This window comes from Paracoccus sp. SY, assembly GCF_002901215.1.
In the GTDB taxonomy this organism is placed as follows: domain Bacteria; phylum Pseudomonadota; class Alphaproteobacteria; order Rhodobacterales; family Rhodobacteraceae; genus Paracoccus; species Paracoccus acridae.
Genome location: NZ_NWMQ01000044.1, coordinates 1 through 23,958, shown reverse-complemented (window position 1 = coordinate 23,958; position 23,958 = coordinate 1). Strand labels below are relative to the sequence as shown.

The following is a 23,958-nucleotide window of genomic DNA, read 5'->3' as shown; positions in this document are numbered from 1 at the left end:
GACATCTCGACCCTGGCCGAACCCGAGGTGGTGGACGACCTCATTCAGAACAGGATGAACAGGGGGTGAGATAAGGGGACAAGCGCCCCTCCTTTCCCAGGATTTTCTCTGCGGACCTCTCGTCCGCAGACCGGTCTCGGCTTGTCCTATTAAAGGTCCGCTGAGAACCGTTTCCTACGCGCGGACGCCGTTCGCTGGCATTTTTTGCGCACACGGACGGACCACCTGAAATGGCAATGGAGGTGCCAGACCCATGGAACAGACAGTTGCTGATCGGATTGCCGAAAGTCCGAGCTATCAGACCTTGAAGGCAAGAAGATCGCGTTTCGGCTGGATCCTGACCATCGCCATGCTGGTGGTCTATTACGGCTATATCCTGCTGATCGCCTTCAACAAGGAACTGCTGTCAGCCAGGATCGGCGATGGCGTGATGACCTGGGGGATCCCGATAGGTTTCGGGGTGATCATTTTCACCATCATCATCACGGCTGTCTATGTCCGGCGCGCGAACAGCGAATTCGACACGCTGACCGAACAAATTAAAAGAGGGCGCTGAGATGATGCGGAAACTTTCAGCCTTTGGGGCCTTGGCGCTGCTGATGTCGCCGGGCGTAGCCATAGCCGCCGACGTTATCCAGGGGGCGCAGAAGCAGCCAACGAACTGGACAGCGATCCTGATGTTCGCGGTCTTCGTGGCGGGCACGCTTTATATCACCAAGTGGGCGGCGTCCAAGACCAAGTCGGCATCTGACTTCTATACCGCGGGCGGCGGCATCACGGGCTTCCAGAACGGCCTGGCCATTGCCGGAGACTATATGTCGGCGGCCTCGTTTCTCGGGATTTCGGCGGCGGTGATGACATCGGGCTATGACGGGCTTATCTACTCGATCGGCTTTCTTGTTGGCTGGCCGATCTTGACCTTTCTGATGGCCGAGCGACTGCGCAACCTTGGCAAGTTTACCTTTGCCGACGTGGCAGCCTTCCGCTTTGCCCAGACACCCGTGCGCGTCTTCGCTGCCTCGGGTACGCTTGTCGTAGTGGCCTTCTACCTGATCGCGCAGATGGTAGGCGCGGGGTCGCTGATCCAGCTTTTGTTCGGTCTCGACTACTGGATCGCCGTCGTCATCGTGGGCGTGCTGATGATGGTCTATGTGCTGTTCGGCGGCATGACCGCGACGACGTGGGTGCAGATCATCAAGGCTTGCCTGCTGCTGGGCGGCGCGTCCTTCATGTCCTTCATGGTGTTATGGAGGTACGGCTTCTCGCCCGAAGCGATGTTTGCCGATGCGGTGCGCGTCAAGACCGACTTGGCCGCCGCCGTGCCCGACACCACACCCGAAGCCGCCGCGGCTGCAGGCCAGTCCATCATGGGACCTGGCACTTTCATCAAGGATCCTATCTCGGCCATCAGCTTCGGCATGGCGCTGATGTTCGGCACCGCGGGTCTGCCACATATCCTGATGCGCTTCTTCACCGTCCCCAGTGCCAAGGAAGCGCGCAAGTCGGTGATGTGGGCGACCGGGTGGATCGGATACTTCTACCTGTTGACCTTCGTCATCGGCTTCGGGGCGATCACCTTCGTGCTGACCAATCCCGATTTCCTGGATGCCGAGGGCAAGCTGGTGGGCGGAAACAACATGGCCGCCGTGCATCTGGCGCAGGCCGTGGGGGGCAACATCTTCCTGGGCTTCATCTCGGCCGTGGCCTTCGCGACCATCCTGGCGGTCGTCGCGGGCCTGACGCTGTCGGGCGCCTCGGCGGTCAGCCATGACCTGTATTCCACGGTGTTCAAGAGGGGCCAGGCCGACAGCGCCTCGGAACTGCGCGTATCGCGCATTACGACGCTGTGCCTGGGTGCCCTGGCCGTCATCCTGGGCATCGCCTTCCAGAACCAGAACATAGCATTCATGGTGTCGCTGGCGTTCGCCGTGGCCGCATCGGCCAACTTCCCGGTGCTGTTCATGTCGGTGCTGTGGAAGGATTGCACGACTTGGGGCGCGGTGATCGGCGGCTTCGTCGGGCTGGCGCTTTCGGTGGGTCTGACGGTGGTTTCCCCGTCGGTCTGGGAGACGACCCTGGGCAATCCGGTGGGTTCCGCACCCTTCCCCTATACCTCGCCGGCGCTGTTCTCGATGACGGCGGCCTTCCTCACGATCTGGGTCGTTTCCAAGGTGGAAAACAGCCGGCGTGCCCGCATCGACCGGGCCGGCTTCCTGGCGCAGCAGGTGCGTTCGGAAACCGGAATCGGCGCGGCGGAAGCCTCGGCCCATTGACGAGACCGCCGCGTCCCCGCACCGGGGGCGCGGCCTTCCCCATCCTGGATGGTTTTGCCTGATGTCACGGATCGAAGACTTCCTCGCAACGATCCACCCTTATGACAGCCTGCCGCAGGACGAACTGGCGCGTGTCGCCCGTTCCTTCGGCTGCAGGATCTGGCCTGCAGGTAGCGTGATCTATCGCCACGGGGACGCGCTTCACGGGCTATTTCTGATCGAAAGCGGAGCTGTCTGCATTTCCGACGCCACCGGCGACAGCGTGTCGAAACTGGGCCGCGGCAATTCCTTTGGCGAACGCGGGCTGCTGCGCGACGGCAGGGCAGTCACCACCGCGACGGCAACCAAAGATGCCAGGATCCTGATGCTGCCGCAGGCCGAACTGAGGCGACTGATCGGCAGCTATCCTTCGGTCGCGCGTTTCTTTAACCGGTCAGCCCAAGGAGGCCTTGGCTGGAACGATCTGGCTGTCTTGAAGGTCGGGGATCTGATGGCAGGGCGCGCGCCCCTGAGCTGTGCCCCTGAGACGCCGGTGGCCGAGGCCGCACGCGCCATGCGCGACGCCGGTGTCGGCAGCATCGCCGTGCTGGATGGGGAAAGGGTTGTCGGCCTTGTCACGATCCGCGACATGTCGAACCGCGTCCTCGCCGAAAGGCGCGATATCGACACCCCGATCGCGCAGGTGATGACACCCGATCCGATCACCTTGTCGGCTTCGGATCTGGGCTACGACGTGCTGAACGTCATGCTGGAACGCCGTGTCGGTCATCTGCCTGTGGTCGAAAACGGCCGCTTTGTCGGCATGGTCAGCCAGACCGATCTGACGCGCGTGCAGGCGCTGTCGGCCTTGGCCCTGATCCGCGACATCGCGCGGGCTTCCGATATTGACGACATTGCCCGGACGGCCAACCGGATTCCCGAATTGCTGGTGCAGATGGTCAATGGCAACTATCGTCACACGACCATCACGCGAACGATTTCCGACATCGCTGACGCCGTGACCCGGCGCCTGCTGGACATGGCAGGGGACAGACTGGGCCCTGCGCCCGGCCCGTGGCTATGGGCGGCTTGCGGCAGCCAGGGGCGGCAGGAGCAGACCGGCCTGTCGGACCAGGACAACTGCCTGATCCTTGGCGACGACTGCGATCCGGACGATCCGTGGTTCGCCAGGCTGGCGCGCTTCGTCAGCGACGGGCTGAACCAATGCGGCTATGCCTTCTGCCCGGGCGACATGATGGCCACCAATCCGCGATGGCGGCAGCCGCGTCCGGTCTGGCGCGGCTATTTCCGCGACTGGATAGACCATCCAAATCCCGAGGCGCAGATGCTCGCCTCGGTCATGTTCGACCTGCGGGCGATCGGTGGGGATGCCGCGCTTCTGGCAGGATTGCAGCACAACACGCTGGCAATGGCGGCAGACAAGCCGATCTTTCTTTACAACATGATCGGCAACGCGCTGAAGCACCGCCCCCCGCTGAGCCTGATGGGCGGTATCGCCACTCATCGCTCGGGAGAGCATCGCAACAAGATCGACATGAAGCATAATGGCGTTGTGCCGGTGATCGACCTCGCGCGCGTCCATGCACTGCAGGGGCGTCTGACCCCCGTCAATACCCGTGCCCGTCTGATCGAGGCACAGGCAGCGGGAATCATCTCGGGACCGGGTGCAGGAGATCTGATTGCGGCATACGACGTGATCCAGAACGCGCGGCTGGAAAACCAGGCTTCGCAGATCCGCGCCGGCGGAAGGCCCGACAATCACTTGGCTCCCGCTGCCTTGCCGAAGTTTGAGCGCAGCCATCTGCGCGATGCCTTCGTAGTGGTGCGAGGGATGCAATCGGAGCTTGGCCGCGAAAAAGGCATATTGGGATGAGGTCATCATGATCCCCGCCATTGATGGTCGTGCGGTCCGACGGATGTTTGATGACGCGCAGTTCCTGTCGATCGGCCAACACAATCAGCCTTGGCGACCTCGATTCAGTCTGGCCCCGGTCGACATCTGCTCTCCGCTCGGTAGCGCGCTGTCCGGCGCTTCAAACCCGGCTTGGTTCATCCTCTGTGAAAGAGAAGGCTGATGGCAGACATTCTTGTGGTCGAGGACGAAGACAATATCGCAATCGCGCTGGATTTTCTGCTATCCCGCGACGGCCACAGCCACAGGCGCATTGCCACCGGCTCGGGCGCGGTCAGCGAGATCCGTGCCAGCCGTCCCGATGTGGTTCTTCTGGACGTAATGCTGCCCGATGTCTCGGGCTATCAGATCGTACAGGACGTGCGTGCCGATCCGGCGCTCAAGGATGTGCGGGTGCTGATGATGACCGCGCGCGGTTCGGCGGCTGAACGGCGCAAGGGGCTTGCGCTTGGCGCGGACGGCTTCATCGCCAAGCCGTTCGAACTCTCGGAATTGCGCGAGGAACTGGCGCGCCTCCTGGCAGGGCCATGCTGACCAAACTGTCCCTGCGGCTGCGCGTCTTCCTCATTTTCGCCGGGCTTGCGGGCGGTGTGCTGGGCTTGCTGACCGTGGGCCTGTGGGTTTCTGGGCAAAGCTTGTCGACCAGAGAAGTTGATACTCAGGCGATTTTGGACGGCTTGGCATCGGTGGCCTTGATCGTGGGGATGGGGGCCGTGGCGATCATCGCTGGTGTCTGGTTTTTGTTCGACCGCAATGTGGTACGCCCGATTGAAATTCTGGCGGGTGGCCTGCGCACCGGCCAGATACATGAGGTCCCCGAATCCCGCTATCTGGCCGATCTCGGCCCTGCTGCAAAAGATGCGGCCGAGGCGCGGGCGCGGTCAACTGATGCGCTGTCCAAAGCCATGGCGGAACATAACGCTGTCGTGCAGCGCGAGAAAGAGACGCTGGAGTCCATCCTTGCCGACATTGGGGCCGGCGCGGTGATGACCAACAAGGCCGGACGGATTGTCTTCTACAACGCCTCGGCCTCGCGGCTATTCCCTGGCATCGGGTTGGATCGTCCCTTTGAGCGCTATATCGCCGGTGGTGCACTGGAATCTGCATCGGCGCGGCTGGCAGCGGGGGCGGCCTCGACCGATCTGACCTGCCTGACATCGGGCGGGCAGCGGCTGTGGGGCCGGATGCGGGCAATCGATGAAGGCACGTTGTTGATGCTTCGCGACCGCCCCGCACAGCGCCCCGCGCCCTACGAGGCATTGGAGCAGTTGCGCCGCCACGCCGCGACGCTGGTTCCAATGCTAGATGTGCTCGGCGGCCCGATCCCGCCCGCGCTCGCCCTGTCGATCCGATCCGAAGGACAGGGACTGGCCAATTCGGTGCGTGAACTGAGCAACAAGATGACCGGCGATGCCCCGCAGGGTCGGACAAGCCTAAGTGAGCTCGCAGCAGGACTGGAACTGTTGCCTGACCAGCCCCGCTTCGCTGTGCTTGCCGATACACCGGGGATGAATGGGTTGCTGCGCCATCTGGACCGCAATTTGCGGGCAGCGGGTATCACGCCTTGCATGACTGCCGAGGCAGAGAATGGCGAGGCCTGGTTGTCGCTTGTCTGGCCCGGTTCACCGATACCCATGGACAGGCTGGAAGCTTGGCTGTCCGAGCCACCCGATCCGATGCAGCCCGAACTGACAGGCCATCAAATCCTGGCGGCGCATGTCACCGGCATCTGGTCCGAGGCACGAAATGGAGAGGCTAGGCTGATGCTGCCGCTGCCTCTTGCCGCCGAAGGCGAAGAGGTGGCGGGACTGACCTATGATTTCTCCCTGTCGGAGGGTAGCAAGGTCTCGACGCGGTTGTCCGATCTGACATGTGTGGTCTTTGACACCGAAACGACCGGGCTGGACATCGCATCCGACCGGATTGTGCAGATCGCCGGGCTGCGCCTTGCCCGTGGCCGGCTCACGGGTGAGCGGTTCGAGACACTTGTCAATCCCGGCCGATCGATCCCTTCTGGCTCGACCAAGATCCATGGCATCACGGATGAAATGGTCGCTGATGCCCCAGACATGACGACCGCGCTTGCTGCCTTTCACCACTTTGTCGAGGACGCTGTCTTGGTCGCCCATAATGCGCCCTTCGATATGGGGATGCTGCGGCGCGCATCGCTTGAGACCAGGGTGCATTTTGACAACAGGGTGGTGGACACGATCCTGCTGTCGGCCCTAGTCTGGGGTCAGTCGGCCCCGCATTCTCTTGACATGCTTGCAACGCGACTGGGCATTGTCATTCCGCTCGAGGAACGCCACACCGCCATAGGGGATGCCCGCGCGACGGCAGAAGCCTACCTGCGGCTAATTGCGGCTCTGAAGGCCAAAGGTTTGGAACGGCTCGAGGATGTTCTCGCGGAAGCCCGCCGCCATCGCCGCCTCATCGAGGATATCAATGACCCAGCAGTGACCGCAGAAATGCCCAAGGACGACGACCCTGCTAGGTCCGGCTCTGGGAAGGGCTGATCGGGCTTACTCGGCATGACGCCCATTGGCCAACTGCAGACCGACTATCGGCGCGCCCCCGACCTGGCGTCGTTTTGAAGGGCAGAAAGGGTCAGGGTGCATAGCTTTTGCTATCATGAGGCAACACAATCAGCATAATAACAGACCGTGCCTTCCGAATTGGTTTCCATAACCAGGCCATGGATGTCGGTTTCGAAGCCGGGGCATTCGCGCGCGAATTCACGGTTGAAGCGCAAGTAGTCCACGATCTTGGCATTGAACGTCTCGCCGGGGATCAAGAGCGGGATCCCGGGCGGATAAGGGGTCACGAGGCTGGTCGTGATCCGTCCTTGCAGGTCGTCGATTGCCACTCGCTGCGTCTTGCGCCGCGCAATGTGCGAGAACGCCTCGGACGGCGTCATTGCCGGATGATGGTCCGACAGATAGATTTCCGTCGACAAACGCGCCACATCGTATCTCGCATAGAGCGCGTGAACGTGCTGGCTGAGATCGCGCAGACCCATACCGTCGTAGCTCGGATGCTTGGCGCAGAATTCCGGCATCACGCGCCACAAGGGCTGGTTGCGGTCGTAATCATCCTTGAACTGCTGAAGGGCCGCGACCAGCGTGTTCCAACGCCCCTTCGTGATGCCGATGGTGAACAGGATAAAGAAGCTGTAGAGACCTGTCTTCTCGACCACGACGCCATGCTCGGCTAGGTATTTCGATACGATCGAGGCCGGAATGCCGGTGGTATCGAAGCGCCCTTCGATGTCCAGGCCGGGGGTAATGATGGTCGCCTTGATCGGGTCCAGCATGTTGAAGCCCGGCGCCATGTCGCCAAATCCGTGCCAGCTGTCTTCACCGTCGCGTTGCACGCCTTCGCTGTCGGTGCGACGCAGCACCCAATCTTTGGTACGGCCAATGCCTTCTTCCTCGAGCGCTTCCGGTCCCCAGACCTCGAACCACCAGTCGTCCTCGCCAAATTCGGTATCGACCTTGCGCATGGCCCGGCGGAAATCCAGGGCTTCCAGGATCGACTCCTCGACAAGCGCGGTGCCGCCCGGCGGTTCCATCATTGCGGCGGCCACGTCGCAGCTCGCGATGATCGAATACTGCGGACTAGTCGACGTGTGCATCAGGTAGGATTCATTGAAGAGGTGCCGATCCAGTTTCGTTTCTTCAGAATCCTGAACCAGGACGTGGCTGGCCTGGCTTATCCCTGCCAGGAGTTTGTGGATCGATTGGGTGGCATAGGTCACGGCGTGCCTGGTGCGGTCGCGCTTGCGACCCATGGCGTGATAGGTGCCGTAGAAAGGATGGAATGCCGCATGCGGGATCCAGGCTTCATCGAAATGCAGGTTCTCGACATAGCCATCAAGCATCCGCTTGATCTCCTCGGTATTGTAGAGGACGCCATCGTAGGTCGATTGCGTGAGCGTCATCATGCGAGGCCTGACGGCATCGGCATCGACACCCTCAAGCAAGGGGTTCGCACGGATCTTGGCGCGGATGGAGTCGGGTTCGAATTCGGAATGGGCGATGGGGCCGATGATGCCCCAATGGTTGCGGGTAGGCCGCAGAAAGACAGGGATCGCCCCGGTCATGATGATCGCGTGCAAGATGGACTTGTGGCAGTTGCGGTCCACCACGACAACATCGCCGGGTGCGACCGTATGATGCCAGACCATCTTGTTCGAAGTCGAGGTGCCGTTGGTCACGAAGAAGCAGTGGTCCGCATTGAAGATCCGCGCGGCATTGCGTTCGGATGCGCCAATGGCGCCGTTGTGGTCCAGAAGCTGGCCCAGTTCCTCAACCGCGTTGCAGACGTCGGCCCGCAGCATGTTCTCACCGTAGAACTGGTGATACATTTGTCCGATGGGAGATTTCAGGAAGGCCACACCGCCTGAATGGCCCGGACAGTGCCACGAATAGGAACCGTCCTCGGCATAATCCAAAAGCGCCTTGAAGAAGGGCGGCTGAATGCCTTCCAAATAGCTCTTGGCTTCGCGAATGATGTGCTTGGCCACGAATTCCGGCGTATCTTCGAACATGTGGATGAAGCCGTGCAACTCGCGCAGGATGTCATTGGGCAGATGCCGGCTGGTTTTTGTTTCGCCATGCAGGAAGATCGGCACGTCAGCGTTCTTCCACCGCACTTCCTCAATAAACGACCGCAGGTTCAGCACGGCTGGGTCAAGGTCGGGGCCGGGGCTGAATTCCTCGTCGTCGATTGACAATACGAAGGCGCTTGCACGGCTTTGCTGCTGGGCAAATTTTGACAGGTCGCCATAGCTGGTCGCACCCAACACCTCGAAACCCTCAGCCTCAATGGCCTCGGCCAAGCCGCGAATGCCTAGCCCCGACGTGTTTTCGGACCGAAAGTCTTCATCGATGATGACAACGGGGAAACGGAATTTAATAGGGCTTCCTTTTTGGCATCATCTCTGCTGCCCTGTTCTTTCCAGTACCGCTCTGACCGTCAAGCCCAGGCGCATAGCTGAACACCTCAGCGATAACCTTCGTTGGCAGCGCACTATCCATATCGAGTGCCTCAAAGGCGCATCTTCCCGCTCCGCGTCACCTGTGCCCAGCTTTGATGAACATCTCGCGGCAGCAGAAGGTGATGCTGCGGCGCTACTCGGTTGGATCGTCGCTGGCGGAACCACGGCCGGTGTTGCGGTCGAACGTAGGCTGGCGTGCGGTGCCAGATGGCTTGATGGGTTGGTCGCCCTTTGTCAGCGAAGGACGGGTGGTCTGATCCTTCTCCAGATCCTCTTCCATGCTTTTGTCTTTATCGGACATCTTCAGCTCCTTTCCCATTTCGAGAAGCAACTGTCGCAGCAAAGCATCGTTCCTCCCGGCGGAAGCGAAGGTTCGGCCTTGGTAGGCAACCATGACCAATTGAGGTGGGACGAATTTATAGCGGCGATGTCGTGAAATTCCCCCATACCTCCCGCCGCTGCGATATCCTTGCGCTGCAGGGCACGGATGGGGACGGCCTCTTCTGCTGTTTCGCTGCCGACTAGACAGCGTCGCTCAAGAAGAAGGGCGGGAAAGCTGAGAAAGAGCGGCTGTTGCCGCTTGAAGGGTAGCCCGATCACAGCTTGGGGCAGAGACACGGCACCTGCATGCCACCGTGAACATGACACTGCTGGCCACGAGCGCCGATCCCGCGAGCAAGTCCCACCCCACGGGAGCCTGTAAGAAGGCTACAAGCTTGTGCTCCATAATACCCGTTAGATCCGCAGGGACGTGTAGGCGCAGAGTAGAATTGTTGCGAACTGGCAAAGTTGATTTGTCGTCCTTGCCGACGGACAGGATCATGTCTTTGGGAAAACATGCATTCCTGAACGAGATCGTCATCAGGCGTCCATCATGCGCTACACCAACCAACCTAGCTCAGGCAGGGGGATCGAAATAGTTTGCGACAAGGTTCGCCAACAAACCCCGCTGGATGGTAGAGGTCAGCATATAACGCGACGCGATTGGTCGGTCATCTGTAAATCTGTACCACAACCCGCATTCACCAAATGACGACACCAGCCCTGGCAGTGTCAGTCATCAACCGACGCGAACCCGCACGCGATGGTCGTCGCCAATGTTCACGAAAGTGCTTGGCTCTGGCGGGCGGCCTATTTCGGGGCGCTGATCGATAGGCGGCCAGAACCGGGTGCCTGACGGCGGTTCGGGGGCGGGCGGCAGAATGTCCTGGGCGCCGCCAGTCAGGCGTGCGGGGTTGGGGATCGTCTCGATGAGGCGTCGGGTATAGGGATGGGCCGGAGCGGTGAAGACTTCGCGCCAGCCGCCTTCCTCGACGATCTGGCCTGCGAACATCACAGCCACCCGGTCCGAGACATGCTCGACCACACCCAGATCATGCGAGATCATCAGGTAGCTGAGGCCGAGGTCCTGCTGCAGGTCCATCAACAGGTTGATGATCTGCGCGCGGATCGACACGTCAAGGGCACTGACGGGTTCATCCAGCACAATCAGCCGTGGCCCCAGGATCAGCGCCCGTGCGATGCCGATGCGCTGGCGCTGACCGCCCGAGAACTCGTGGGGATAGCGCGTGGCGTGTTCCGGCAGCAGTCCGACCTGACGCAGCGCTGTCGCAACGCGGTCGACACGTTCGCAACGATCCTTGACGCCGTGAAGCATCAGCGGCTGGGACAATGCACGGCCGATGGTTTCTCGGGGGTTCAGGGTTGAGAAGGGATCCTGAAAGACGATCTGCGCGAGGCGCGCGCGGGCAAGCCTGTCGGGCGCGCCAGGGCCGTATACCGGACGCCCTTCGACGGTGATGGCCCCCGAACTGGGTGCCTGCAGTCCCATGATCGCCAGAGCGGTGGTGGATTTCCCGCAGCCGCTTTCACCGACAAGGCTTAAGCACTGCCCGGGCTGGACCGCCAGGTCCACGCCGTTGACCGCATGGACGATCCGGCGTTGCCGCAGCAGTCCGCCTGCGACGGGAAACCGCACATGCAGATCCTTGACCGACAGGATCGGTTCGCTTGCGGGTAAAGGAAAGGTGGCGGCGCTCATGCGGCTTCTCCCCTGGCCCGAAGATAGGTCTCAGCGAAGCCGGGGGCATCGCGATCAATCGCCATGTCCAGATCGGCTAGGCGGTGGCGTCCTTCGGTCGCGCGGCTTCCCAGGCGGGGCAGGGCGGCCAGAAGGCCCTGCGTATAGGGGTGGCGTGGATCCGTGAATAGCGCCTTAGCATCGCGCAGTTCCAGCAGGCGACCGTTCGCCATGACGCCAACACGCTGGCACATCTGGGCGATCACGCCAAGATCGTGGCTGATCAGCAGGACGGCCGTGCCCTCGCGTTCGCACAACTCGCGGATCAGGCGCAGCACCTCGGCCTGGACGGTGACATCCAGCGCTGTAGTTGGCTCGTCGGCTATCAGAAGGTCCGGGCGGCAGGCCATCGCCATGGCGATCATCACCCGCTGTCGCAAACCACCCGACAGCTGGTGGGGATAGGCCCGCGCGCGCCCCTCGGGGTCGGGCACCTGCACGGCGGCAAGCGCCTCGACCGCCTTTGGCCGGGCGTCGGACCAGGACAGACCACGGTGCAGCACGAACATCTCGGCGATCTGGCTGCCGATGCGGGCCAGCGGGTTCAGGGCTGTCATCGGTTCCTGGAAGATCATCGAGATGCGGTCGCCGCGCAGCTTGCGCATGGACTGGCGCGACATCGCCAGCAGGTCTTGCCCGCCGTAAAGCGCCTGTCCCTTCAGCGTCGTCAAGGGACGGCGGTTCAAACCCATCAGCGCAAGCGCCGAGGCCGACTTGCCGCTGCCCGATTCGCCCACAAGTCCGAAGATTTCGCCCGGCATGATGTCGAAGCTGAGATCGCGGACGATCTGCAGGGGTGGGCCGTTCCGGTTCGGGATACCGATGGTTAGGCCGCGGATGTCCAGCAGCGGGCCGCTCATGCGCGCACCTGCATCCGGGGGTCCAGCCAGTCGCGCACGCCGTCACCCAGCAGGTTGAAGCCCAAGACGGTGACGAAGACGGCAAGCCCGGGGAAGATTGTGGCCCAAGGAACGCTGCGGATCGCCTCGCGCGCGTCGGTCAGCATATTGCCCCAAGACGGCGCAGGCGGGCGGATGCCAAGACCAAGGAAGGACAGCGCAGCCTCGGCCAGAACCGCCTCGCCGATGCCGAGCGTCGCCATGACCAGCACCGGCCCGACGATGTTCGGCAAAAGCTGGGTTAGCATGATGCGGATGTCGCCATACCCCAAGGTGCGCGCCGCCTGGACATAGCCTTGAGTCTTCAGTGACATGACGGCGCTGCGGGTGATGCGGCAGCTCCAGCTCCAGTTCGTCAGACCAAGCGCGATCAGCAGGCTGACCACGCCAGGGCCAAGCACCGCCATGATCGCAAGGGCGAAGACCAGCGACGGGATCGCCAGCATCAGGTTCGTCAGTCCGTTCACCACATCGTCCCACCAACCGCCCCAGTACCCCGCCGAGAGACCAAGTGCGATGCCGATGGTCGAGTTGATGGCCTGCGCTACGATGCCGATGGTCAGTGAAACGCGTGCGCCGTAAAGGACGCGGGAAAAGACGTCCCGGCCCTGGCTATCGGTGCCGAACCAGTGATCCCAGGACGGCGGCATTTCCGAATTCATCAGGTCGGCGTCAAGGATCGGATCATGCGCCGTCAGCAGGGGCGCGAAGACGGCGCCCAGGATGACCAGCGACACAAGTGCAAGGCCTAGCGTCAGGTTGAAGCGGAAGGGCAATCGCATAATGCCTCCTCAGCGAAGGCTGATGCGGGGGTCGATCGCGGCATAGATCACGTCCACCAACACGTTGATGACCAGGAACCACAACACGATCACCAGGATCGTGCCCTGCACCACCGGGATGTCGCGGATCGCCACGCTGTCAACCATCAACGACCCAAGGCCCGGCCAGGAGAACAGCTTCTCGATCACAAGCGCCTGGCCCAACAGCGAGCCGATCTGCAGCCCCATCGTCGTCACGATCAGCACCATGACATTGCGCAGGACATGCCAGCGGACCATCTGCGAAGGACTGGCGCCCTTGGCCATCGCGGTGCGGATATGGTCCGAGGCCATCACCTCCAGTACGCCCGCGCGGGTTGTCCGCGCCAGAAGCGCCAGCGGGGCGAAGCCCAATGCGATCGCCGGCAGGATCAGGTTTCGCAACCGCCCCTCGCCATAGCCGAAGCTGGGCAGCCAGCCCAGTTGCAGCGCGAAGACATACATCAGCAGCAGTCCCAGCCAAAATTGCGGCATCGACAGGCCGGACACTGCGCCGATCATCGTGATGCTGTCCAGCAGGCTGCCAGGGCGCATCGCCGCCAGAAAGCCCAGCGGTATTCCAACCGTCACGGCCAGGGCCATGGCCGACAGCGCCAGTTGAAGCGACGGCCAGATCCGTGCGGCGATCAGGTCCATCACGGGTTCGCGGGTGCGGAAGGACGTGCCCAGGTCGAATTGCACCAGCCGCACCAGATAGTCCCAGAACCGCACCGGCAGCGCCTTGTCCAGACCGAACTGCGCGTTGATCTGGGCGACCAGTTCAGGCGACAGCGCCCGCCGGCCGCCGCCCGTCATGGTGCCGGCAAAGCTGCCGGGCAGGACGCTGAAGATCAGGAAGATCAGCGCCGCCACGGCCAACAATGTCGGGATCATCTGCAGCAGCCGACGCAGGATGTATCGGCCCATTCTTCCGTCCCCCGTTCTTGTTGCAGTGAAACCCCGCGGCGACGAACCGTCGCGGGACCTCTGCCTTATTGCGGCTTGCGATCGGCCGGTGCGGTGTCGTCGATCCAGATCTTCTCGTAATCCTGGATCGCCAGTTCCTGCGGATTGCCACGAAGACCGTGAACCCAGGGCTGATAGGCCATCACCGCCTTGTTGTAGTTGAAGAACCAGTAGGGCGCTTCCTCGCGGATGATGCCATCAGCCTGGCGGATCAGGTCGTTGCGCTTGGTCTCGTCGCGTTCCTGCTGGGCTGCCTCGTAGAGCCTGTCCACCTCGGGGTTGCTGAAGTTGGTATAGTTGCAGGCCGACTGGGCCGTCTTGCTGTAGAAGCAGCGCAGGATGTTCAGGGGATCCGGTCCGCTGGACAGCGACCAGATGAAGGCGGTGAAATTGCCGCCCGTGATACGATCCTCCAGCACCGCATTTTCGACCGGTTCGACGCTGGCGCGAATATTCGCCTTGGCCAGCATCGGAATGATCGCCTCGACGATGGGCGCGCCCCAGCTTTCGTTCTGGTTGGCGATCACCGGCAGGTCGATGCCATCGGGGTGGCCAGCCTCCTCCAGCAGGGCCTTGGCTTTTTCGGGATCATAGGCATAGCCCTGCGCATCAGGGTCGAAGGCCGGCGATGTCGTCGGCATGAAGCCCACCGCCGGGAAGGCCTTACCCTTGACCAGCCGGTCGATGATCAGATCCTTGTCGATGCCGTGGTTGACCGCCTGGCGAACCCGCTTGTCATCGAAGGGCGGCTTGGTGGTGTCGAAGCCCAACACGCGGGTGAACAGTTCGGCCACCTCAAGCAGGCCCATGGACAGGTCGGCGTCGGCCTGGTATTCCTGGTATTGCTGGCTGCCCAGGACCGAGACGTCGATTTCCCGATTGCGGAAGGCCACGTCGCGGGCTGCCGCCTCGCCCATGATCAGGATGTTGAGCCGGTCCAGATAAGGCTGGTCATCCTCTCCGAAGAAGCCCTCGAAACGCTCGAAGCTGACGCGCGAACCGGGGACATGCTCGACAAAACGGAATGGACCCAGGCCGACCGGCTGCGTCGCCTGCGTGTTGCCGTCCACGTTCGATGGATAGATCGGGACATAGTTCTGCATCAGGTCGAAGCCGGGATCCTGGCTGGCGGTGAAGGTGATCTCCAGCGTGTGGTCGTCGATCTTCTTCAGGCCCGACATCTCGGTCGCGCTGCCCCCCTGGACCTCCTCGAAGCCCTGGATGCGCGAAATAAAGTTCGCACTGGGAGAGGCGGTCGCGGGGGTGGCGATCCGGTTGTAGCTGTAGATGACGTCGTCGGCCGTGAAGGGCTTGTCGTTGTGGAAGACCGCGTCGTCGCGCAGCTTGTAGGTGTGGGTCATCCCGTCGTCGCTGATGGTCACCTCGGTGAACAGGTCGGGCTCGGGCTTGCCAGTTTCGGGGTTCCACTTGTAGAGGCTGCGGTGCATAGCATGGGCCACGATCTCGGTCTGCACCTCGGCCGAGGCGGTGATGTCCAGCGTGCCCACGCTGCTGCCATAAGGCGCGGTGAAGTTCAGCGTCCCGCCGCGCTGCACCTCCTGCGCCCAGGTCGCGGGCGCGCAGAGCGCGGTTCCCGCCAGCAGCAGGGCGCCAATGGTGGCCTTGATCGTCATCTTGTCTCCTCCCCAGGTTGTTTTATTGTCAGTTCCTTCAGGCGGCGTTGCGCTCGAACACCACGGCGCCTCCCAGCACCGTCATCTCGCAGACCGTGTCGTTCAGGATCTGCTCGGGCGTGGCGGTTAGCAGATCGCGCGAGAACACCGCGACGTCGGCCACCATGCCAGGCTGCAACCGGCCCTTGAAGCCCTCCTCCCGCGCCAGCCAGGCGCCGTTCTCGGTGTAAACCGTCAGCGCCGTCTCGATGTCCACGACCTCGGAGGCCATCATGTCGGTCCCCTTCCCCGTCCGGCGGGTCAGCATCTGGTGCAGGTTCGGGCGCGGGTCGGTGCGGCATACGGGCGAGTCGCTGCCCGTTCCCGGATGGAACCCCATGTCCAGCCAGCTTTTCAGCGGGGAAATGCCGCGCGTCACCGCCTCGTCCATGACGGCCAGGTAGCTGTCGCCGAAATCATGGACGAAGACCTGCTGGGGTGAAGGCTCGATCCCGGCGGCCTTCATGCGGGCGTGCTGTTCGGGCGTGGAAAGGCAGCAATGCTCGACCCGGTGACGCCTGCCGGGGTCGGGCTGGGCATCCAAGGCCTTTTCGTAAGCCCCGATCAGCTGGTCGATGGCCATGTCGCCGATGGCGTGGCAGGCAAGCTGATAGTCCTTGGCGTGATATTCCGCGACAAGGCTTTCCACCTGCTGCGTCGGCAGCATCTGGACGCCGAAATTATCCGGCTGGTCGCGATAGGCGCGGCTTGTCCAGGCGGTCCGTCCCCCCAACGATCCATCAAGGAAGATCTTGACCGCGCCCACCCGCAGCATCTCGTCGCCCACCCCGGTGACCAGTCCCGCCTCCAGGCAGGGCTCGACGATCGAGGTGCCGGGATCCCCCAAAAGCGTCAGAGAGACGCGCACCGGCAGGCGCCCGTCGCGCTTTGCCAGGTGATAGGCGCGGATCTCGTCCATGCCGGCGATCATGCCGACGGCGGCGTCCATGCAGCTGGTGATGCCATGAGACAGCAGCTGACGCCCGCCGGCCTCGATGGCGTCGATCAGGCCGTTCACATCCGGCGTCGGAATGTGGTTGCTGATCAGGTTCTGGGCATTCTCGGCCAGCATCCCGGTCAGGGTGCCGTTCTCGACCTCGATCACGCCGCCCTCGGGCGCGGGGGTCGTGGCGGTCACGCCGGCAATCTCCAATGCGCGGCTGTTGGCGACCGAGACATGGCCGCAGGTACGCGTCAGCATGACCGGGTGATCGGGCGCGGCGGCGTCCAGTTCGGTCCGGTGCGGGTGGCGGCCGATGTCCAGTTTCTGCTGTTCATAGCCGCGTGCCCGGATCCATTCGCCCTTGGGCGTGACGGCCGCGCGGGCCCGGATCGCGTACAGAAGGGCGTCCAGCGTCGGCGCGGCCTGGGGCGAGGCATCGACATGACCCAGCACCAGCCCGGTCGAGATCAGGTGCAGGTGGTTGTCGTAAAGCCCTGGCATTGCAAACCGGCCTTCCAGATCGACGACCCGGGTGCCGTCCCCGATCAGCGGCGCCATCTCGGCATCGCTGCCCACGGCCAGGACCTTGCCCTGCCAGGCGGCAAGCGCCTGAGCGACGGGAAGGCCCGCGCCACACCAGATTTTACCGCCTTTCAGCACCAAATCCGCAACAGGGCCCATCGATCCTCCAAGACAAGTTACGGGCAGGTTAGCCGCTGGCGGCAGGATGGCAAGGAAAGTCTCCTTAATTTTTGCTTGTGTTTTCATCGGCTCCGTCACAGCCTCCGGCTTTCGCCAGACAGGGACGCCCGGAATGAAAGTCTTCATCAGCGCCGACATGGAGGGCACCGCAGGCATCGCCTGCTGGCCCGAGACCGAACGCGACAAGCCCGAATACCCCGAGTTCCAGGCGCTGATGACCGCTGAGGTGGTGGCCGCCTGCGAGGGCGCGCTTGAAGCGGGCGCGTCCGAGATCGTCATCAAGGACGCCCACCACACCGGGCGCAACTTGCTGGTGGACCGCCTGCCGCCCGAGGCGCGGATCATCCGCGACTGGTCGGGCCATCCCCATTCGATGATGTTCGGCATTGACCACGACTGCGCGGCGGCGATCTATACCGGCTATCACGACGCGGCCGGCACCGATAGCAATCCGCTGGCGCACAGCTTTAATGGCAGGATCATGCGCCTGACGATTAACGGCGCGCTTGCGTCAGAGTTCACCGTGAACGCGCTGACCGCGGCCTCGCTTGGCGTGCCTTCGGCGTTCCTGTCGGGCGATTGTGGTATCTGCGCGGCGGCTACGGACTTGGCACCGGGGATCGTGACGGTGCCGGTCAGCCAGGGCTTCGGGCCCGCCGCCTCCTCGGTCACGCCCACCCGCGCCCGCGACCTGATCCGCGAAGGTGTCAGGGCGGCGCTGTCCGACCTGCCGCTGCGGAGCCATCCGCCTCTGGCCGCCCGCTGGGACATCGAGGTGGAGTTCAGCACCCCCATCGACGCCTATCGCGGCAGCTTCTTCCCCAGCGTCGAATACCCCGAACCGCGCCGCCTGCGTTTCGCCCGCGACGACTGGTTCGAGGTGCTGCGGACGCTTCGCTTCCTTTGGTGACCGGCAGAAGTTGGTCGGCAGCAAGCGATGTCGCGTCTGCTCAAGGGTGATCGGTCCTCTGATAGACGACCTCTCCGCCGCGCAAGGTCATCTCGCAGACCGCCTCCAGCAGCGCCTCAGGGGCGACAGCAGTCAGGTCGCGGTCGAAGACGGCGATATCGGCCAGTTGTCCCGGTTCAAGCCGGCCCTTCAGCGTCTCCTCGTGCGAGGCATAGGCCGATGACCAGGTATAGGCGTGCAGCGCCTCGTCGATGGACAACCGATGTTCCGGCCCGAACAGCTTTCCCGTGCGGGTCTTGCGGGTCACCAGATTGTAGATCACGGCGCGGGGGTCGATGTCGGTGACCGGGCAGTCGGTGGAAGCCGAGGGATGCAGCCCCCGTTCGATCCAGGTGCGGAACGGGTGCGAGGCCGCGATGCGGTCGGTCTCCAGCACGGTTTCGTAGTTGTCGCCAAACCAATAGAGGAACGAGGCCTGCGAGACCGGCAGGACATGCAGCCGCTCCATCCGGTCCATCTGGTCGGGGCGCAGCCAGCCGCAATGCTCGATCCGGTGGCGGCGGTCTGGGGCAGGGTTAGCGTCCTGCGCGGCCTCGATGGCGTTCAGGACCTCTTCGATGGCAGCATCGCCGATCGCGTGGATGCCCATCTGCCAGCCCGCCTCATGGGCCTGGCGTACCATCGCATTCAATTCTTCCTGGTCGGGAATGCACAGCAGGCCCTTGTTGCCCGGATCGTCCATGTAATCCACCGTCATCGCGGCGGTCTTCGATCCCGCGCTGCCGTCGGTAAAGATCTTGACGGGCCCCATGCGGAACATCTCGTCCCCGTCGCCCGTCGCCAGACCTTCGGCCATGACCTGAGGTAGGATGGAACGGGTCTTGTCCCCCATCACGCAGCCATAGACCCGGACGGGCAGGCGGCCCTCGGCATGCGCGCGGCGATAGGCCAGCATCTCGTCCCAGCCCGCGTGCAGGCCAATCGCGGCCTCCATGACCGAGGTGATGCCGTGGCTCAGCATCAGGTTGCCCGCTTGTTCGATCGCGTCGACCATCTCATCAAGCGATGGGTGGGGCAAAACGGCTTCGAAAGCCTCGCGGCCGGTCTCGGCGACCATGCCGGTCAGCCGGCCGTCGCGGATCTCGATCAACCCGCCTTCGGGCTGCGGGGTCGTCTCATCGACGCCGGCCAAGGCCAGGGCGCGGCTGTTGGCCACGGCGGAATGGCCGTCGGTGCGCACGATATAGCAGGGATGGTCGGGACAGGCCCGGTCCAGTTCGTCCCGATGTGGAAAGCGTTCCACATCCAACAGGAAATGGTTGAAGCCTCGGCCAAGGACCCATTGGCCCTTGGGCGTCACGGCTGCCCGCGCCGCCAGGGCTTGCAGCAGCGCGGCCAGCGTGGGCGCGGCGTCGGGGCGCAGATCGACTTGGTTCATGGCGATGCCGACCGACAGCAGATGCATGTGCGCGTCGTTGAGACCCGCCATCGCGAAGCGCCCCCGAAGGTCGATGACGCGCGTGTCCGGGCCAATCAGCCCGCACATGTCCGACGTGGTGCCAACGGCCATGATGCGACCTTGCCGCATCGCCACGGCCTCGGCCCTGGGCCGCCCCAGCCCGCACCAGACCACGCCGCCGGTCAGCACCAAGTCCGCTGTATCCACCAGTCATCCCCCCGTTCTTGCATTTTGAGCAGAGTGGACTTGCCAGGCTTCCAGTTGTCAACAAGCATCAGTTTGCCGTACAGAGGCACGCTATGGACATGAACCCTGGCCTGTCTGGCATTGCCCGGCTCGACGGTGATGCAGCCTGTGCCGCGATTTAGGATGCGCGTCCTGCCTCGCCGTCCAGCCAATCGGCCAGGGACGTGCGCAGGGTTCCGCCCCGGCCGACGAACCGGTCCGCGGCCAGCATCGAATTTAGGACAGCCTCCTGCGTGGCTTCCGCCGCAGCCCGGAAAAGCAGGTCGATCCGGCTCTCGTTCAGGACGCGCCGACTGACGATATCCCGGTCCTCATCATGATCGACCGGATTGGCGGTCGAGAAGGCGATGGTGATGTCGCCGCTGCCATGTCCCCAGAACGAGCCCAGTCGTGCCAGTCCCGCGCTGCCGCGCCGGGCCACCCGACTGAGTTGCCGGTGTTCCAGCGGCACATCGGTGGCCAGAACCACGATGACGGAACCTTTCTCGGTGGTCTTGACCTCTGGATCCGGGGGCGACGGATGGCGGCCATCGGGCAAGATCAGATCGCCCGCGTTGCCGAAGTTCGTCAGGACAAGCGCGCCCAGATGAAAATCCTCGCCCGCGATCTCCAGCCGTTTCGAGGCAGATCCGATCCCGCCCTTGAACCCGAAACAGGTCATGCCCGTGCCGGCCCCGATGCTGCCTTGTTCCACCGGCCCGCCATGCGCTGCCGCCAGGGCAGACCGTGCATGGTCTTCGGTGACTGCCATGGCCTGGATGTCGTTGAGGGGACCGTCATTGCATTCGCCGACCACGGCATTGACCGTGGACGTGGTGCGGCCAATGTCGGGATTGCGCGCCAGGGCATCACGGATCAGGGCTGCGCTGCACGCTGCGACCGAAAGCGTGTTGGTCAGCAGGATCGGCGTTTCGATCGCGCCAAGTTCGTCGATCTGCACAAGCCCGACGGTCTTGCCAAACCCATTGATCACGTGACTGGCGGCCACCACCTTGCGGCGGAAAAGGTTGCGCCCGTGCGGCAGGATCGCGGTCACACCCGTATTGATATCGCCGTCACGCAGGGTGCAGTGGCCAACCAAGACGCCGGGAACGTCTGTCAGGCCATTCATCGCGCCCGACGGCAGGTTGCCGCATGCGAGGTGAAAGTTGTCGGTGTTGCGTCTCACCCTTGCGTCCCGTCCAAGGTATCCATCCTGTTCGCAGTTGCCCGACCTGGTTGATGCCATCCAAGGTGCACGACATCCGGGAAGCGGCATACAACATCGTTCTCCCTTATCACTCAATTTCCCTCAAGTCTTTGATCAATATGCCGCTATCATTGGCCATACAGGCATGTCAGGGATAGGGCTTGCGCGATCATCGGCAGCCAGTAGGGCTTGGGTCCGTGCAGGACTGTGGGTCGCCCCGCGCAACCCACCCGCGCATGAACTGCTGCGAGACGTGCAGGGCCTCGTCGCGATGATAGAAGCTGCGCATCGGTGATCGCTTTCAGGGTGCGTCGCATGGAAAGCCCGGTGCGGTGTCAGGCCGCCAAGGAGGGGCAGGGATCAGAGTGCCCGCCCCGGTGCCTAATCAAGCATCGCCTCGATCAGCATCGGTCCGGGTTCAAGAACCGATGCCGCGATGGCGCGGTGCAGTTCGGCGGCATCCTCGACGCGCATGGCGGGTACGCCCATGCCGCGGGCCAAGGCGCAGAAGTCCAGGTCCGGCCGCCGCAGGTCCAGCATGTTCAGGGCCGTAGGGCCGGGATTGGCGCCGACGCGGAGCAGTTCGCCCTTCAGGATTTCATAGCTGCGGTTCGCCAGGATCACGGTGGTGACGTTTAGCCCCTCGCGCGCTTGGGTCCAGAGACCCTGCAGCGTGTACATGGCGGACCCGTCCGCCTGCAGGGCCACGATCGGGCGGTCGGGACAGGCGACTGCCGCCCCGGCCGCTAGGGGCACGCCGATGCCGATCGACCCGCCGGTAATCGACAGCCAAGACAACCGCGGCGCCCCTGCGGCAAGGCTGCCCACGCCGCGTGCGCGGGTGATCCCTTCGTCGATGACGATCGCGCGTTCGGGCAGGGCCGAGGCAATGGCCAGCGACAGTGCCGCATCGTTCAAAGGACCGGCCTGTGGCGCCGGAGGGCGCATTACACCGGGTCCCTGCCAGGGTCGCGCGCCCACCAGATCGGCCAAGGCCGCCAGGGCGGCGGGACCGTTCTGGTCGCGCTTGGCCAAGGTGGTGATGCAGCAGCCAGGCGGCAGCAGCAGGCTGGGGCGGCCGGGATAGGCGAAGAACGCCACCGGCTCGACGGCCTCCACGAGGACAGCGCGGTCGAAGCGCGACAAGGTCTCGATCGCCAGGTCGATGGGAAAGGGAACGCGCGGAATGACGGGCAGGCCCGCGCCCATCTCGACCCGGCGGTTCGATCCCGGCGCCATCAGCGTGGCACCTGTGGCCTGCGCAATGCCCGCCGCAAGCACTTGGGCGGCTGGATCCTCCAACACCGTTCCCCCAACCAGCAGCAGTGCCCCAGGCCCAAGCGCCTGCGCAGCCTGGCTAAGGGCGCTTTCCTCGATCGCGCGGGGCTCGGCGGCAACGGGCGGCGGGGCGATGACGCCGCCTTCGTCCCAGCCCAGGTCGGCTGGCAGGATCAGCGTCGCCACAGCGCCCGGATGGGACGAGGCCGCAGCCCATCCCGCCATTGCGTCCTGCCCGAGGGTCGCAGCCGATGTCCCGGTCCTGACCCAGTCCGAAAAGGGCGCCGCCGCGCCCGAGATATCGGCCGACAAGGGCGCGTCATAGTCCAGATGCCGTACGGCATGCTCACCCACCAGGTTCAGAACCGGCGTACGCGCCTTGCGAGCGTTGTGCAGGTTGGCTGCGCCATTGGCAAAGCCCGGTGCCAGATGCAGCAGCGTCACGGCCGGCTTGCGGGCCATCCGCGCATAGCCGTCGGCTGCACCGGTCACCACGCCTTCGAACAGGCCCAGCACGCACCGTATCAGCCGCGTGCGATCAAGCGCATCGACAAACTGCATCTCGGAAGTTCCGGGATTAGCAAAGCACACCTCGGCTCCCGCCGCGTGCAGGCTGCGAACCACGCTTTCCGCTCCGTTCATATCGCATCCTTTTCGGTGTGGGTGGGCATCTACAGGCATCTCCCTAAGGGTTATAGTTTCGATACCGGCAGTCTTCATAGAGACTGGCATGGGTCTTTCGCGAAATGTTAGACGACCTGATCGCCTTTTTCTGTCCGCCAGAACGCAGCCAAAGCGCACACCCGCAGCACGGATGCGGTCAATCGCCTCGAGGGCAATCTCGGGTCAGATCGCGCGGTGCCCAGCGATCCTCTGGCACGCGCGCCCGCACGAGCCGCTACAGGTCACTGGTCCAGCTTTCGGGCAGGAACAATCTGAGGCTGACCATCACGTGCACCTCAAGCAAGGCCAGCGTGAGCAAGACTAAGGTCTGGCAGTTGGCATTCTTGCCCAGAACGGTCGCATACTGCGGAGCCACGTCGACCGATTGCCGGCCCTTTTTGGGCAGCGCCGTGTCGTCCACGATCAGAAAGGCGTCCTCGCCGCCCGTCAACTGATCGGCCTTGGCCAGCAGCGCGGTCTCCAGAGGCTAAGCATCCCACGCCCCGGCCGCGACGAATGGTGCAACTGGTCGTAGCCAACATCACCTGCTCTCATCGCCAGGGGCTGCATGCTCTTGCGACCGCCAGGACCGATAAACCCCGCTATATCGGACAGATCCGCCGCGACCCGCAGGATGCGATGCCCACATCATTGCGTTCCTGCAGAACTACAGGCAGGCGCAACAAGGCAATGCGTGCGAGGTCTCTCGATCCGTGGGATCTGTTCTCGTCGACTCGCTCCGCCGGTCCATAATGACCGCTCCGGCCCTTGAGCCGGTCTCAGCCTAGTGGGCATTCGGCAATTTCACGGCAGGGGCTTGTCGGCCCCATTCCGAATGACGGTGCGGAAGGAACGGACAAACATGGTTTCCCGTCTCACCTGCATCGCTTATGCCGCGGTCCTTCGAAGGGATGGAACGTATGAGAGATAAACTGGACCCTGCCGATCCCGCTCTGCAGGCCCATG

General features: G+C 63.4%; 18 protein-coding genes and 1 pseudogene. 7 read left to right on the top strand and 12 right to left on the bottom strand.

Annotated features, from left to right (window positions below; translation table 11 throughout):
* Positions 1-253 precede the first annotated feature (253 nt).
* The 6 genes from CK944_RS18735 to CK944_RS18715 all read left to right on the top strand — a co-directional run bounded on the left by CK944_RS18735 (position 254) and on the right by CK944_RS18715 (position 6,701).
* Positions 254-556, top strand: a complete 303-nt coding sequence (locus CK944_RS18735; protein WP_103174596.1) for a DUF485 domain-containing protein — start codon at positions 254-256, stop codon at positions 554-556.
* Between the two features lie 4 nt (positions 557-560).
* Positions 561-2,273: a cation acetate symporter gene (locus CK944_RS18730; RefSeq protein WP_239986153.1), complete on the top strand. Its 1,713-nt coding sequence runs from the start codon at positions 561-563 to the stop codon at positions 2,271-2,273.
* Between the two features lie 61 nt (positions 2,274-2,334).
* Positions 2,335-4,146, top strand: a complete 1,812-nt coding sequence (locus tag CK944_RS18725; RefSeq protein ID WP_103174594.1) for a DUF294 nucleotidyltransferase-like domain-containing protein — start codon at positions 2,335-2,337, stop codon at positions 4,144-4,146.
* Between the two features lie 7 nt (positions 4,147-4,153).
* Positions 4,154-4,348, top strand: coding sequence for a hypothetical protein (locus tag CK944_RS22980; protein WP_146038710.1), 195 nt, complete (start codon positions 4,154-4,156; stop codon positions 4,346-4,348).
* Positions 4,348-4,719: a response regulator transcription factor gene (locus CK944_RS18720; protein WP_103174593.1), complete on the top strand. Its 372-nt coding sequence runs from the start codon at positions 4,348-4,350 to the stop codon at positions 4,717-4,719. Before CK944_RS22980 ends, CK944_RS18720 begins: the two co-directional genes overlap by 1 nt.
* Entirely contained in the window at positions 4,713-6,701 is a 1,989-nt protein-coding gene (locus CK944_RS18715) for a 3'-5' exonuclease (protein ID WP_103174592.1), read from the top strand. Before CK944_RS18720 ends, CK944_RS18715 begins: the two co-directional genes overlap by 7 nt.
* Positions 6,702-6,814: 113 nt before the next feature.
* Here the strand turns inward: CK944_RS18715 and CK944_RS18710 are convergent, their stop codons facing one another.
* The 8 genes from CK944_RS18710 to CK944_RS18675 all read right to left on the bottom strand — a co-directional run bounded on the left by CK944_RS18710 (position 6,815) and on the right by CK944_RS18675 (position 17,226).
* A complete protein-coding gene (locus tag CK944_RS18710) occupies positions 6,815-9,103 on the bottom strand; it encodes an arginine/lysine/ornithine decarboxylase (RefSeq protein ID WP_103174591.1) in 2,289 nt (762 codons plus the stop codon).
* A gap of 214 nt (positions 9,104-9,317) precedes the next feature.
* Positions 9,318-9,485: a hypothetical protein gene (locus tag CK944_RS23340; RefSeq protein WP_158248066.1), complete on the bottom strand. Its 168-nt coding sequence runs from the start codon at positions 9,483-9,485 to the stop codon at positions 9,318-9,320.
* Between the two features lie 759 nt (positions 9,486-10,244).
* A complete protein-coding gene (locus CK944_RS18700) occupies positions 10,245-11,225 on the bottom strand; it encodes an ATP-binding cassette domain-containing protein (RefSeq protein ID WP_103174589.1) in 981 nt (326 codons plus the stop codon).
* Positions 11,222-12,124 carry an ABC transporter ATP-binding protein gene (locus CK944_RS18695; protein WP_103174588.1) on the bottom strand — a complete coding sequence of 301 codons (903 nt, stop codon included), beginning with the start codon at positions 12,122-12,124 and terminating at the stop codon, positions 11,222-11,224. The genes CK944_RS18700 and CK944_RS18695 overlap by 4 nt, the downstream gene beginning before the upstream one ends.
* Entirely contained in the window at positions 12,121-12,945 is an 825-nt protein-coding gene (locus CK944_RS18690) for an ABC transporter permease (protein ID WP_103174587.1), read from the bottom strand. Before CK944_RS18690 ends, CK944_RS18695 begins: the two co-directional genes overlap by 4 nt.
* A 9-nt stretch (positions 12,946-12,954) precedes the next feature.
* A complete protein-coding gene (locus CK944_RS18685; RefSeq protein WP_103174586.1) occupies positions 12,955-13,890 on the bottom strand; it encodes an ABC transporter permease in 936 nt (311 codons plus the stop codon).
* A 65-nt stretch (positions 13,891-13,955) separates the two neighbouring features.
* Complete coding sequence (locus CK944_RS18680) at positions 13,956-15,563, bottom strand: ABC transporter substrate-binding protein (protein WP_103174585.1); 1,608 nt, start codon at positions 15,561-15,563, stop codon at positions 13,956-13,958.
* A gap of 37 nt (positions 15,564-15,600) precedes the next feature.
* Positions 15,601-17,226 (bottom strand): amidohydrolase, encoded by a 1,626-nt coding sequence (locus CK944_RS18675; RefSeq protein WP_103174584.1) that lies wholly within the window; start codon positions 17,224-17,226, stop codon positions 15,601-15,603.
* Between the two features lie 133 nt (positions 17,227-17,359).
* On the opposite strand from CK944_RS18675, the gene CK944_RS18670 reads away from it, so the two are divergent.
* On the top strand, positions 17,360-18,157 hold the full coding sequence (locus CK944_RS18670; RefSeq protein ID WP_103174583.1) for a M55 family metallopeptidase: 798 nt from the start codon (positions 17,360-17,362) through the stop codon (positions 18,155-18,157).
* Positions 18,158-18,197: 40 nt separating this feature from the next.
* Here the strand turns inward: CK944_RS18670 and CK944_RS18665 are convergent, their stop codons facing one another.
* The 4 genes and pseudogenes from CK944_RS18665 to CK944_RS24075 form a co-directional block, all read right to left on the bottom strand.
* On the bottom strand, positions 18,198-19,823 hold the full coding sequence (locus CK944_RS18665) for an amidohydrolase (RefSeq protein WP_205049104.1): 1,626 nt from the start codon (positions 19,821-19,823) through the stop codon (positions 18,198-18,200).
* Between the two features lie 157 nt (positions 19,824-19,980).
* A complete protein-coding gene (locus CK944_RS18660) occupies positions 19,981-21,030 on the bottom strand; it encodes a P1 family peptidase (RefSeq protein WP_239986152.1) in 1,050 nt (349 codons plus the stop codon).
* Between the two features lie 402 nt (positions 21,031-21,432).
* Positions 21,433-22,971 carry an acetolactate synthase large subunit gene (locus tag CK944_RS18655; protein WP_103174597.1) on the bottom strand — a complete coding sequence of 513 codons (1,539 nt, stop codon included), beginning with the start codon at positions 22,969-22,971 and terminating at the stop codon, positions 21,433-21,435.
* A gap of 132 nt (positions 22,972-23,103) precedes the next feature.
* A pseudogene (locus CK944_RS24075) lies at positions 23,104-23,637 on the bottom strand (transposase); the annotation flags it as partial.
* Positions 23,638-23,958 lie beyond the last annotated feature (321 nt).